Below are 14356 nucleotides of genomic sequence, written 5' to 3'. Positions count from 1 at the left end.
TTCCGAGAAACAGTGAGAGGACCGCTCCTCCATGTCGCATGCCCCTATGGTCCGCCGACCCGTCACCGCCGCCCAGCTCGGCATCTGGGTCGCGCAGCAACTGGAGCCGGACAGCCCCTTCTACAACTGCGGCGGCTACTACGAGATCACGGGGCCTCTCGACGCTGACCTGCTGGTCCGGGCGGTACGGCAGGTCGCAGGGGAGTCCGAGGCACTGCGCTCCCGTTTCATGGCGGAGGGAGAGGAGCTGTGGCAGATCGTCGGGGCTCCCGAAAGCGGGCCGCTTGCGGTCCTCGACCTGAGCGGCGAGGACGACCCCGAGGCCGCGGCGGCGCAGTGGATGCGTGAGGGCATGGCCGAGCCGCTGGATCTGGTGCGCGGGCCGCTGAGCAGCCAGACCCTGATCGTCCTCGCCGCTGACCGGCACTTCTTCTTCCACCGCTACCACCACGCGGTCCTCGACGGCTTCGGTCACTCCGTCTACGCCGCCCGCGTCGCCCAGGTCTACACCGCTCTGGCGGCCGGGGAACCCCCCGCCGCCTCGCCGTTCGCGAGCCTGGACAAGCCGGCGGCCGAGGAGGCCTCCTATCCCGCGTCGCGCCGCCACGAGCGGGACCGGGCCCACTGGCTCGGCGAGCTGGCCGACCTGCCCGAGCCGGTCGGTCTGGCAGGGCGCAGGGCCGGCATGGCCGTCAGCGGGCTGCGCCGGATGGTGACGCTGCCCGAGCGGCAGGCACGCGGGCTCGCGGCCGCGGCCGAACGGCTCCAGGTGCAGTGGCCGGTGCTCGCCATCGCCGGTACCGCCGCGTTCTTCCACCGCATGACGGGACGCGAGGACTTCACGCTGTCCCTGCCGCTGGCGGGCCGGATGGGCCGTACCTCCCTGGCGACGCCGGGCGCCATGGTCAACGTGCTGCCGATCCGCGTCCTGGTGCGCGCGCGCATGCTCTTCAGCGAGCTGGCCGAACAGGTGGCGGAGCAACTGGCCGAGGTCCTCAAACACCAGCGGTTCCGTGGCGAGGAGCTCTTTCAGGAGCTGGGGCTGTCCGGAGCGGACGCCCACCTGGGCCCGACCGTCAACGTGATGGGTTTCGAGAACGAGCCCGCCTTCGGTCCGTGCCCGTCGGTCCTGCACCCCCTGTCCACCGGACCGGTCAACGACTTGAAGATCAACTTCTATGGTACGGCCGCGGCACGGGCGGGTGTCCGCGTGGAGTTCGACGCGGATCCCGCGCTCTACAGCGAAGCCGAACTGACGGCCCACCAGGCCCGGTTCCTGCGGGTGCTGGAGGCCGTCGTCGCCGATCCCCGCGTGCGGATCGGCGCGATGGAGGTGCTGGACCGCGACGAGCGCACCCGGATCCTGGACCAGTGGAACCGGACCGCGCCCGTGGTGCGCGGCACCTCCCTGCCCGGACTGTTCGCCGAGCAGGTGATGCGTACCCCGGACGCCATCGCGGTCGAGCACGGGGGCACGACCCTGACCTACGCGGAGCTGGACGCGCGAGCCAACCGGCTGGCCCGCTGGCTGATCATGCGCGGCATCGGCCCGGAGACGCGTGTGGGTGTGCTGCTGCCGCGGTCGCCGGAGCTGATGGTCGCCCTGCTGGCGGTGGTCAAGGCCGGTGGTGCCTACGTGCCGGTGGACCCGGACTACCCGGCCGAGCGCATCGCGTACATCCTCAAAGACGCGGATCCGGTCGTGATGGTCGACGACGCGTCCGTTCTCGCGGAAGCCGCGGGCCTCTCGGATGCTCCGGTCACCGACGCGGACCGCATCGCGCCGCTGGAGCTCTCCCACCCGGCCTATGTGATCTACACGTCCGGATCGACCGGCCGCCCCAAGGGCGTGGTGATCGAGCACGCCTCGCTCGGCGAGTTCCTCGAGACCTGCCGCGACCGGTACCCGGACGCGGCCGGCACCGGCCTGCTGCACTCGCCGGTGTCCTTCGACCTGACGGTGACCGTCCTGTACGTGCCGCTGGTCAGTGGCGGCCGCGTGAAGATCGCCGATCTGGGTCCGGGAACGGTGCCCACCTCGGACGAGGAGCCACCGACGTTCGTGAAGGCGACACCGAGCCACCTGGCCCTGCTGGAGGGTCCGGGCGATGCCGCCTCACCGTCCGGGACGCTGGTGCTGGGCGGAGAGCAACTGCTCGGCGAGGCGCTGGCAGCGTGGCGCGAGCGTCACCCGCACGCCTCGGTCTTCAACGACTACGGCCCGACCGAGGCCACCGTCAACTGCGCCGACTTCGTACTGGAACCGGGAGACGCGACCCCCTCCGGCCCGGTCCCGATCGGCCGCCCGCTGCCTGGCAACCGCCTGTACGTGCTGGACGCGGTCCTGTCCCCCGCGCCCGTGGGCGTCGCGGGCGACCTCTACATCGCCGGCACCGGCCTGGCCCGCGGGTACCTGGGGCGCGCGGCGCTGACCGGCGAGCGCTTCCTCGCCGACCCTCATGGCCCGGCGGGCGGCCGCATGTACCGCACCGGCGACGTGGCCCGGTGGCGGGCCGACGGCAACCTCGAGTATCTGGGCCGGGCCGACGACCAAGTCAAGGTGCGCGGCCACCGCATCGAGCCCGGCGAGATCGAGGCGGTGCTGGCGGCCCACGAGGCTGTCGCCCGGTGCGCGGTCGTCGTACGCGAGGACCGCCCCGGCGACCAGCGCCTGGTGGCCTACGTGGTCCCCGCGGGCGGCGCGGCGGACACCGCCGCGCTCATCCGGTACGCAAGCAGGCAACTGCCCCCGTACATGGTGCCGTCGGCGGTCGTCGCCCTGGACGAGCTCCCCTGGACGCCGAACGGCAAACTGGACCGGCGAGCCCTCCCCGCCCCGGAGTACGGCCCGAAGACGGCCGGTCGCGCGCCGAGGTCGCTGCGCGAGGAGATCCTGTGCGGCCTCTTCGCCGACGTGCTGGGGCTGCCGTCCGTGAGCATCGACGACGGCTTCTTCGACCTGGGCGGCCACTCGCTGCTCGCCACGAAGCTGGTCAGCCGCGTCCGCTCGGTACTCGGAGCCGAGATCACCGTCGCCCGGATCTTCCAGACCCCCACGGTGGCCGCGCTCGCCCCGGCACTCGACGGAACGGGCGCCGCCCGGCCCGCCGTGACAGCCCTGCCCCGCCCCGACCGCATCCCGCTGTCGTACGCACAGCAGCGGCTGCGCTTCCTGGACCTGCTGGAGGAGGACAGCACCGCCTACAACGCCCCGGGCACGCTGCGGCTCACCGGGAACCTCGACGTGGAGGCCCTGCGGCAGGCCCTGTCGGACGTGGTGGCGCGGCACGAGAGCCTGCGCACCGTCTTCGCCGAGGACGCGGACGGCTTTCACCAGGTCGTCCTGGAACCGGAAGCGGCCCGGGTCGAACTGCCCGTCCACGAGGTGACGGAGAGCGAACTGCGCGACCAGCTGGCCGCGGCTGCCCGGCACGCCTTCGACCTCGCCACCGAACCTCCGCTGCGGGCCTGGCTGTTCGCCCTGAGTGAGCGGGAGCACGTCCTGATGCTGCTCCTGCACCACATCGCCGGTGACGGCTGGTCGATGCGCCCGCTGGTCCGGGACCTGTCGGCCGCCTACACAGCACGTACGGCCGGTGCGGCGCCGTCGTGGGAGGCGCTGCCGGTGCAGTACGCCGACTACAGCCTGTGGCAGCGCGAGATTCTGGGCACCGAGGACGACGCGGACAGCGAGATCGCCCGCCAACTCGCCTACTGGAAGCAGGCCGTGGAGGGGATGCCCCAAGAGCTTCCGCTGCCCACCGACAGGCCGCGCACCGACGCGGTGTCCCAGCGCGGCGGACGGGTCGCCTTCGAGATCCGGGCCGAGCTCCACGGCCGCCTGGGCGCCCTGTCGCAGGCCGGCCACGCGAGCCTGTTCATGGTGGTGCAGGCGGCGCTGGCGTCCCTGCTCACCCGCCTGGGGGCGGGCTCGGACATCCCCCTCGGCACCCCGGTCGCGGGCCGCACCGACGACGCCGTGGAAGAGCTGGTCGGCTTCTTCGCCAACACCTTGGTGCTGCGCGCCGACACCTCCGGCGATCCCACCTTCACCGAGCTGATCTCCCGTGTGCGTGAGGCGTCGCTCGCGGCGTACGAACACCAGGACCTGCCCTTCGAGCGGCTTGTCGAGGTGGTCAATCCCCAGCGTTCGCTGTCCAGGCACCCGCTCTTCCAGGTCTGCCTGACCCTGCACAACACCGACCCGCGGGCGACCGTCGCCGAGGTCGTCCACTTCCCGGGCCTGGACGTGGCCCTGGAGCCGGTGCCGGTCGAGGACACCAAGTTCGACCTCAACTTCGAGCTCACCGAGCGCTATGACGACGCCGGCCGGCACGCGGGCATCCACGCCGAACTGGAGTACAGCGCCGACCTCTTCGGCCCGGCCGCGGCACACGCGCTCGCGCGCCGCTTCCTGCGGGTGCTGACGGCCATAGCCGAAGCGCCGGACGGGCGCGTCTCCGGCGTCGACGTGCTGGAGCCCGCCGAGCGGACGGTGCTTCTGGAGCAGTGGAGCGACGCCACCCGCGCGGGCACCGGCCCGGCCCTGTCCCGGCTCGAGCCGCACGACGCGGCGCGCGGCACCCACGTCTACGTCCTGGACGAAGCGCTGCGGCCACTGCCTCCGGGCGTCGCCGGGCGGCTGTACACCGCGGGCTTCGACACAGCCCCGACGGGCGACACGGACCGGTGGCTGCCCTGCCCCTTCGACGGCGGCGGGGCGCACATGTACCGCACGGACGCCGTGGCGCGCTGGACCGGCGACGGCGAACTCGTCCTTGTGGACGGCCCCGCGGGCGATGCATCGACCCCCAGGCAGCCACGCACCCGTGGCCCGCGCGGCCCGCGCGAGCAGATCCTGTGCTCCCTCTTCGCCGAGGTGCTCGGCGTGCCGGGGGTCGGAATCGACGACGGTTTCTTCGACCGCGGCGGCCACTCGCTGTCCGCCGTACGGCTGCTGAGCCGCATCCGCTCGGTGCTGGGCGTAGAGCTGTCCATCCGCAAGCTGTTCGAGGCTCCGACGGTGGCCGGACTGAACGCGGCCCTCGACGAGGCGACCGGGGCACGGACCGCGCTGACGGCACTTCCCCGCCCGCCGCGCATCCCCCTGTCGTACGCCCAGCAACGTCTCTGGTTCCTCAAGCACTTGGAGGGGCCCAGCGCCACGTACAACATCCCGGTGGCGCTGCGGCTCACCGGGGACCTCGATGCGCAGGCCATGCGGCAGGCTCTGGCGGACGTCGTCGAGCGGCACGAGAGCCTGCGCACGCTCTTCGCCGACGGGGCGGGAGTGACGGCGGCTCCCGAGGGTTCGCACCAGGTGATCCTCTCGCCGGGGCAGGCGCGCCCCGGCCTCACGGTGATGCACACCTCGCCCGAGGGGGTTGAGGAGGAGGTGCTGCGCTGCGCCGCGTACGAGTTCGACCTGACGACCGAACTCCCCTTCAGGGCCTGGCTCTTCACCACATCGGAGCGCCGCCATGTCCTGCTGCTGGTGCTGCACCACATCGCGGGTGACGGCTGGTCGATGGGGCCGCTGGCCCGGGACCTGTCGGTCGCGTACACGGCGCGCACGGCCGGTGCCGCGCCGTCGTGGGAGGCGCTGCCGGTGCAGTACGCCGACTACAGCCTGTGGCAGCGGGAGCTGCTCGGCTCGGAGGACGATCCGGACAGCGAGATCTCACGGCAGCTCGCCTACTGGCGCGAGGCCCTGAGGGGCATTCCGGAGGAGCTCGAGCTGCCCACGGACCGGGTGCGGCCCGCCCAGCAGAGCTACCGGGGCGACCGCGTCGAGTTCGAGGTGTCCTCGCGGCTGCACCGTGCGCTGTCCGACCTGGCGCGCGAAACCCAGTCGAGCCTGTTCATGGTCGTGCAGGCCGCGCTGGGATCGCTGCTGACCCGCTTGGGTGCGGGCACCGACGTCCCGATCGGCAGCCCGGTCGCGGGCCGTACCGACGACGCGGTGGAGGACCTGGTCGGGTTCTTCGTCAACACGCTCGTCCTGCGCACCGACACGTCCGGCAACCCGGCCTTCCGGGACCTTGTCGGGCGGGTCCGGGAGACGAATCTCGCCGCGTACGCGCATCAGGACGTGCCCTTCGAGCGGCTCGTCGAGGTGCTCAGCCCGGTCCGCTCGCTGGCCCGGCACCCGCTGTTCCAGGTGCTCCTCGGGTTCGACAACAATCAGGAAGCCCGCGAGGAGCTGCGGCTTCCCGGACTCGTGGTGCAGGCCGAGGCCCCGGAGGTCGGCCGGTCCAAGTTCGACCTGTCGTTCTTCTTCGACGAGACGTACGGCCCCCAGGGCGAGCCCACGGGGCTGCACGCCGCCGTGGAGTACAGCACCGATCTGTTCGACCGGGACACGGCGCAGTCCCTGGCCGCCAAGCTGCTGCGGGTCCTCGAGGAAGCCGCCGCGGAACCGGACGGGCCGATCGGGGACATCGAGCTGATGGCCCCGGCTGAACGCCTCCGCGTACTCGAGGAGTGGAACGACACCGCACACGACATCCCGGCGGTCCCGGTACCGCTGATGATCGAGCAGCAGGTCGCGCAGGTGCCCGAGGCGACCGCACTGATCGCCGACGGTGCCACCCTCGACTACGGCGAACTCAACACCCGGGCCAACGAACTGGCCCGGCTCCTGGTGGCCGAGGGCATCGGCAGCGAGCAGGTCGTCGCCATCGCGCTGCCCCGCTCGCCGCAGTTGGTCGTCGCGCTGGTCGCCGTGCTGAAGACCGGAGCCGCCTACCTCACACTCGACACCGGCGCCCCCGAACAGCGGCTGCGCGCCGTCCTCGACGACTGCGCGCCCGCCGCCGTCATCACCGACACCGCCACCTCTGCGTGCCTGGGCGAAGCGAGGCAGAGGCGGGTCGTCCTCGACGACCGGGACATCCTGGCCGCGCTCGACGAGGCCGACGGAGCGAATCTGACCGACGCCGAGCGGCTGCGCCCGCTCGACCTGCGCAACCCCGCCTACGTCGTCTACACCTCGGGCTCCACCGGCACCCCCAAGGGCATCGCCATGCCGATGAGCGGCCTGGTCAACCTCATGGTCTGGCACGCCGGGACGTACTCGGGCGGCGTCGGCACCCGTACGGCACAATTCCTCGCGCTCGCCTTCGACTTCGCGGTTCAGGAGATCCTGCAGGCGCTGACCATGGGCAAGACCCTGGTCATCCCCCAGGAGCAGGTGCGGCACGACCCCTACGAGCTGGCCGCGTGGATCAACCGCTACGGCGTCAACGAGCTGTTCGCCCCGACCCTGGTGATCGACGCCGTTCTGTCGGCGGCCGCGGACCGGAGCGAGACGCTGACATCGCTGACGGACATTTTTCAGGGCGGCGAGCAGTTCCGGCTGAGCGACGAGCTCCGGGAGTTCTGCGCCGGCAACTGGCGGCGGATGGCGCACAACATCTACGGCCCTGCCGAGGCGCCGGATGCGACGACGTCCACACTCCCGGATGACGTCGACGAATGGCCGCCGTCCGCGTCCATCGGCCAGCCATCGTGGAACCAGAAGGTGTATGTGCTGGATGCGGCGCTGCGACCGGTGCCGCCCGGCGTCCGCGGGGAGCTCTACATCACCGGTGCGCAGCTCGCCCGCGGCTACATCAACCGGCCGGACCGCACCGCCGAGCGCTTTGTCGCCTGCCCCTTCGGCCCGGCCGGAAGCCGCATGTACCGGACGGGCGACGTGGCCCGTTGGAGCCGGTCCGGCGAACTGGAATTCCTCGGCCGCGTCGACCACCAGGTGAAGATCGGCGGCTTCCGGGTCGAGCCGGGAGAGGTCGAGGCCGTCCTGGGCGAGCACCCCGACGTGACGACGACCGCCGTGATCACGCGCGAGGACGGCCAGGGCAGGAAACGGCTGGTCGCCTACGTGGTGCCGGAGGACACCGCAGGGCACGGCGGAGCCGGCGAGAGCGTCCGCCAGGCGCTCCGCGCCCACCTCCGGCAGCGCCTGCCGGAGTACATGGTGCCGTCGGCCGTGGTCTTCCTCGACGAGCTGCCGTTGACGGCGAACGGGAAGCTGGACCGGGGTGCGCTGCCTGCTCCGCAGTACGGCGGCGAGCGCTCGGGGCGCGGGCCGGGCTCGGAGCGGGAGAAGACGCTGTGCTCCCTGTTCGCGGAGGTGCTGGGGCTGTCGGAAGTCGGTGTCGATGACGGGTTCTTCGACCTGGGCGGCGACAGCATCATGTCGATCCAGCTGGTGAGCCGGGCCCGGCGGGCCGGACTGGAGCTGTCCGTACGGGACATCTTCGAGCGGCGCACGGTGGCGGCCCTGGCCGAGGTCGTCACCGAGGCGCAGCGGCCGCAGGCCGAGGAACCGGGGGCCGGCCTGGGCGCCGTCCCGCTTCTGCCGATCATGCACTGGCTGGCCGAACGCCCCAGCGCGGTCAATGAGTTCAATATGTCGGTCGTGCTCCAGGCCCCCGCCGACCTGGCCCTGGGCACCCTGACGCAGGCCGTACAAGCCGTCCTCGACCACCACGACGCCTTGCGCGCCCGCCTGGACACCGACCCCATCGGCCACTTCGAGGTGCGCGCACCGGGGGCCGTGTGCGCCGAGTCCTGTGTGCTGCGGGTGGACGCGGCCGGCCTGGACGAAGCCGCGTTGGAGTCGCTCGTCCACACCCACGGCGAGGCCGCACGGGGCCGGCTGGATCCGGCCGCGGGTTCCCTCCTGCAGATCGTGTGGTTCGACCGGGGGCCCGAGACGCCTGGGCTGCTGCTGCTTCTGGTGCACCACGCGGTGGTGGACGGGGTGTCGTGGCGGGTGTTGGTGCCGGATGTGGCGGAGGCCTACCGGGAGGTGGCGGCCGGTCGCCGAGTGCGGTTGCAGCCGGTGGGTACGTCGCTGCGCCGCTGGGCGGAGCGCCTGGTGGAGGAGGCGGTGACGCCGGTGCGGGCCGCGGAGGCGGCGTGGTGGCGGGATGTGCTGCGTGGTGCGTCCCCGCCGCTGGGCGGCCGGGCGCTGGATGCGGAGAGGGATACGTACGGGACCGCCGGGCACCTCACGCTGCGGCTGCCGGTCGCGGTGACGGAGCCGGTGCTGACGACGGTGCCGTCGGTGTTCAACGCCGAGGTCAACGACGTGCTGTTGACGGCGCTCGTGCTCGCCTGGGCCACGTGGCACCGGGGAAGCGGCCGCGGGCTGCTGCTCCACCTGGAGGGGCACGGCCGCGAAGAAATCCTGGTGCCAGGCGCCGACCTGTCCCGCACGGTCGGCTGGTTCACCAGCCTCTACCCCGTCCGGCTGGACGGCGGCACCTTCGACGCCGACGAGGCCTGGGCGGGCGGCCCGGCCGTGGGGCAGGTGCTCAAGCGCGTGAAGGAGCAGCTGCGCGCGGTGCCCGACAAGGGGATGGGGTACGGCCTGGCCCGCTACCTCAACCCCGCGACCGCCAATGACTTCGAGGGCCTCGCCGAACCGCAGGTCGGCTTCAACTACCTGGGCCGTTTCACCACCACCACGACCGGCAGCGGCAGCGGCCACAGCGCCGACTGGGTCCCGGTCGCGGACATCGAGGCCGTGGCGGGAGACCCCTCGGGTATGCCGCTGGCGCACGCCCTGGAACTCAACGCCCGCACCGACGACGGGCCACGGGGACCCGAGCTGACCGCCCTGTGGACCTGGGCAGGGGAACTCCTCGACGCATCCGCGGTCCGTGAGCTGGCCGAGCTGTGGTTCACGGCGATCGAGGCGCTGGTCGCGCACGCCGAACGCCCCGACGCGGGAGGGCTCACACCCTCCGACCTAACGCTGTCCTCGATCACGCAGGACGAAATCGATGAGTTCGAAGAAGAGCTGGGCACTGAGGAAGAGGCGGAGAAGTGAGTCGTAACCCGCGCAAGATCGAGGACATCCTGCCGCTGGCCCCCCTCCAGGAGGGCTTGCTCTTCCACAGCGCCTACGACGAGGGAGGGCTCGACCCGTACGTGGTCCAGGTGTCCTTCGACATCGAAGGAGACCTCGACGCCGCCGCCCTGCGCACGGCGGCCGAAACCCTTCTCGGCCGCCACGCCAACCTGCGCGCGACGTTCCGCCAGCGCAAGAACGGGGACTGGGCGCAGCTGGTGATGCGCGACGCGGAGCTGCCCTGGACCGAGACCGACGTGTCGGCGCTCCCCGAGAACGAACGCTCCGCCGCCGCGGCCGCGGTACTCGCCGCGGACCGGTCCCGCCGCTTCGACGTCAGCAAGCCTCCGCTGATGCGCTTCACCCTCATACGGATCTCCGGCACCCTGCACCGGCTCGTCTTCACCAATCACCATCTCCTGCTGGACGGATGGTCGCTGCCGGTCCTCATGGGCGAGCTGTTCACGCTGTACGAGGCGAAGGGCGACGCCTCGGGCCTGCCCCGGGCCCGCCCGTACCGCGACTACCTGCGGTGGCTCGCGGACCAGGACAAGGATGCCGCGCGCGCCGCCTGGCGCGAGGCGTTCGCCGACCTGGCCGAGCCCGCCCTCGTCGCCCCTGACGCGGGTCGCGCCGCCGTCGCGGGTGCGGAGGTCGAGGCGGCCTTCTCCGACGGGGACACCGCCGCGCTCTCCGGCCTCGCCCGCAGCAACGGCCTCACCCTCAGCACCGTCGTCCAGTCGGCCTGGGCCATCGCCCTCGGCCGCCACACCGGCCGCGACGACATCGTCTTCGGCACCACGGTCTCCGGCCGGCCCCCGGAGATCGACGGTGTCGAGGGCATGGTCGGTCTGTTCATCAACACCGTTCCCACCCGGGTGCGGCTGCACCCGGCCGAACCGCTCCTCGGGCTGCTGGCGCGCGTCCAGGACGAGCAGGCCCGCCTCACCCAGCACCAGCATCTGAGTCTGGCCGAGATCCAGCGCGAGGCCGGGCACAGGGAGCTCTTCGACACCTCGATGGTGTTCCAGAACTACCCGGTGGACGAAGGCGTCACCAGCGGTCAGGGCCTTGGCGCGGGCATCACCGTGGCCCCCGGCAAGAACCGCGAGGCCACCCACTACCCGCTCCTGCTGATCGCCTCCGCGCGGGACACCATGCTCTTCCGGCTCAACTACCGGCCGGACCTCTTCGACCAGGCCACCGCCGAGCGCATCCTCGACCGGTTCGTACGCGTCCTGCGCGCCCTGATCGCCGACCCGGCACAGCCCGTCGGCCGCCTCGACGTCCTCGCCGACGACGAGCGCGCACGCGTGCTCGAGCAGTGGAACGACACCGCGCGCGAGGTGCCGCACGCCTCGGTCCTCGATCTGTTCCACGCCCAGGCCGCCCGTACGCCGCACGCCGCCGCGGTCCGCGACGCGCGCAGCACGCTCTCGTATGCCGAACTCGACGCCAGGTCCAGCCGGTTGGCGCAGCTGCTGATCCAGCGCGGTGTGGCCCCCGAGCAGTTCGTCGGCATCGCCCTGCCGCGCACCGCAGACCTGGCCGTCGGCCTCCTCGGCGTCCTCAAGGCCGGTGCCGCCTATCTGCCGATCGACCCCGACTATCCGGCCGAGCGCATCGCGTTCATGCTCGGCGACACCGACCCGACGCTGATCATCAGCAACCGGGAGCTGGCCGGCGCGCTGCCGGACACCTCCACGCCCCACCTGCTCCTCGACGACCCGGGAACGGCGGAGGAGTCGGCAGCGCTGCCCGCGGAAGGTCCGACCGACGCCGACCGCAACGGTCCGCTGCTGCCCGCGCACCCGGCGTATGTCATCTACACCTCAGGCTCCACGGGCCGCCCCAAGGGCGTGGTGATCGAGCACCGCTCGCTCGGGGCGTATCTGCAGTGGGCACGTGAGGCGTACCCGGCGATGACGGGCACATCGCTCCTGCACTCCCCGATCTCCTTCGACCTCACCGTCACCGCCCTCTACACCACCCTCGTCTCCGGCGGCCTCGTCCACATCGCGGAGCTGGACGAGCGCGCTGCCGAAGGCCCCACGCCCACCTTCCTCAAGGGCACCCCCAGCGCCCTCGCGCTCCTGGAGGCGCTGCCGGACGAGACGTCGCCGACGGAACTCATCATGCTCGGCGGCGAACTGCTGCTCGGTGAGGTCATCGACCGGTGGCGCGCCCGCCACCCCGGCGCGGACGTTCTCAACGTGTACGGAGCCACCGAGGCGACGGTCAACAGCGTGCAGTACCGCATCGAAGCCGGCGCACCGTCCCCCACCGGCCCGGTGCCCGTGGGCCGCCCGTTCTGGAACACCCAGGTGTACGTCCTCGACAGCGGGCTGCGCCCCGTCCCGGTCGGAGTCCCGGGCGAGGCATACATCGCAGGCACCGGCCTGGCCCGCGGCTACTGGAACCGGGCTTCCCTGACCGCCGGGCGCTTCGTCGCCAACCCCTACGGTCCGCCCGGCTCCCGCATGTACCGCACGGGCGACGTGCTCCGCTGGAACGAGGACGGGCAGCTGGAGTTCGTGGGCCGCGGTGACGGCCAGATCAAGTTGCGCGGCTTCCGTATCGAGCTGGGCGAGATCGAGTCCGTGCTCGCGTCGCATCCGCAGGTGGTGCAGGCCGCTGTGGTCGTGCGCGAGGACCTGCCCGGGGACAAGCGGCTCGTCGCCTACGTGGTGGCGGGCGCCTCCGCGCCGGCCGCCGAGTCCGTACGGGAGCACGCGGCCGCCCAGCTGCCGGAGTACATGGTGCCGTCGGCGTTCGTGACGGTGGACGCGTTCCCGCTGACGCCCAACGGCAAGCTGGACCGGCGGGCCCTGCCGGCCCCGGACTTCGGTCCGGAGGCGGCCGGCCGTACCCCGCGCTCGCCGCGTGAGGAGATCTTGTGCGATCTGTTCGCCGAGGTCCTGGGCGTACCGACCGTGGGTATCGACGACGACTTCTTTGCGCTCGGCGGTCATTCGCTGCTGGCGACCCGCCTGGTGAGCCGCATCCGGTCCGCGCTGGGCGCCGAGATGCTCATCCGGCAGCTCTTCGAAACTCCCACGGTCGCCGGTCTGTCCGCCGCGCTCGACACCGGCAGCCCGGCCGCGCGCACGCGTGTTACCGCCGTGGTGCCCCGCCCCGAACGGCTTCCCGTCTCCTTCGGTCAGCAGCGACTCTGGTTCCTCAACCGCTTCGAAGGCCCCAGCGCGGCCTACAACTCGCCGGTGGCCCTGCGCCTTTCCGGCTCTCTCGACCGCGTGGCGATGGAGCGGGCGATCGCGGATGTGGTGGCGCGGCACGAGAGTCTGCGGACGGTGTTCGCGGAGGACGCCGAGGGCCCGTACCAGATCGTGCTGGACGCCTCGCGAGCCGCACCGGAGCTGACCGTCGTGGCGAGCGACCAGGAGCACCTTGAGGAGGAGATCGACCGTGCGGTGCAGCACCGCTTCGACCTCACCTACGAACCGCCCCTGCGCGCCTGGCTGTTCGAACTCGGTCGGACCGAACACGTCCTGCTGCTCCTGACGCACCACGTAGCGAGCGACGCCTGGTCGCGAACGCCGCTGGCCCGGGACCTGGTCGCGGCGTACGCGGCGCGTACGGCTGGTCGGGTGCCGTCGTGGTCGCCGCTGCCGGTCCAGTACGCGGACTACAGCATCTGGCAGCGCGAGATGTTCGGTGACGAGGAACGCGCCGACAGCGAGATCGCACGGCAACTCGCCTACTGGAAGGACGCCCTGGCGGACCTGCCGGAGGAGCTGGAGCTTCCCACCGACCGTCCGCGCCCGGCGATCGCCTCCCACCAAGGCGATCTGGTCACCTTCGAGCTCGCCCCCGAACTGCATGGGCGGCTTGTCGAGCTGGCCCGTACGTCCCAGTCCAGCCTCTTCATGGTGTTGCAGGCGGCCCTGGCTGCGTTGCTGACGCGGATGGGTGCGGGGACGGACATTCCCCTCGGCACGCCGATCGCCGGGCGTACGGATGACGCGCTGGACGACCTGATCGGGTTCTTCGTCAACACGCTCGTGCTGCGGACGGACACTTCCGGCGACCCGACGTTCCTGGAGCTGATCGCGCGGGTGCGGGATGTGGATCTCGCCGCGTATGCGCATCAGGATCTGCCGTTCGAGCGGCTGGTCGAGGTGGTCAACCCGGAGCGGTCGCTGTCCCGGCACCCCCTCTTCCAGGTGCTGCTCAACCTCAACAACGCCGGGCTCGAGGGCGCCCTCGACGAGATCGCGAAGCTCCCCGGACTGACGGTGCGGAACGAGCCCGCAGAGACGAACCGGGTGAAGTTCGACCTCGCCTTCTCCTTCTCCGGGTCCCACAGCTCCACGGGCACTCCGGGCGGGCTGAGCGGAGCCATGCAGTTCAGCACGGATTTGTTCGATCGGGGTACGGCCGTGGCTTTGGTGGCGCGGTTGGTGCGGGTGTTGGAGTGTGTGGTGGCTGATCCGTTGGTGCGGGTCGGTGGGGTGGATGTGTGGGTGGCTGGTG

At 71.8% G+C, this 14356-nt stretch carries 2 protein-coding genes; both read left to right on the top strand.

Annotated features, from left to right (window positions below; genetic code table 11):
- Positions 1-46 precede the first annotated feature (46 nt).
- On the top strand, positions 47-9841 hold the full coding sequence (locus ACTWQC_RS13730) for an amino acid adenylation domain-containing protein (protein WP_443315931.1): 9795 nt from the start codon (positions 47-49) through the stop codon (positions 9839-9841).
- On the top strand, positions 9838-14356 hold a 4519-nt coding region (locus ACTWQC_RS13725), incomplete at its 3' end, for an amino acid adenylation domain-containing protein (RefSeq protein WP_443315930.1). The genes ACTWQC_RS13730 and ACTWQC_RS13725, both read left to right, overlap by 4 nt.

The organism is Streptomyces sp. 8N616 (genome assembly GCF_052246385.1).
In the GTDB taxonomy this organism is placed as follows: domain Bacteria; phylum Actinomycetota; class Actinomycetes; order Streptomycetales; family Streptomycetaceae; genus Streptomyces.
Note: the sequence above shows the minus strand (reverse complement) of the source record. Positions and strands in the feature narration are given on the sequence as shown.

Excerpts from the sequence above, each read along its gene's own strand:
- ACTWQC_RS13730 (WP_443315931.1), top strand. The coding sequence starts at position 47 with ATGGTCCGCCGACCCGTCACCGCCGCCCAGCTCGGCATCTGGGTCGCG.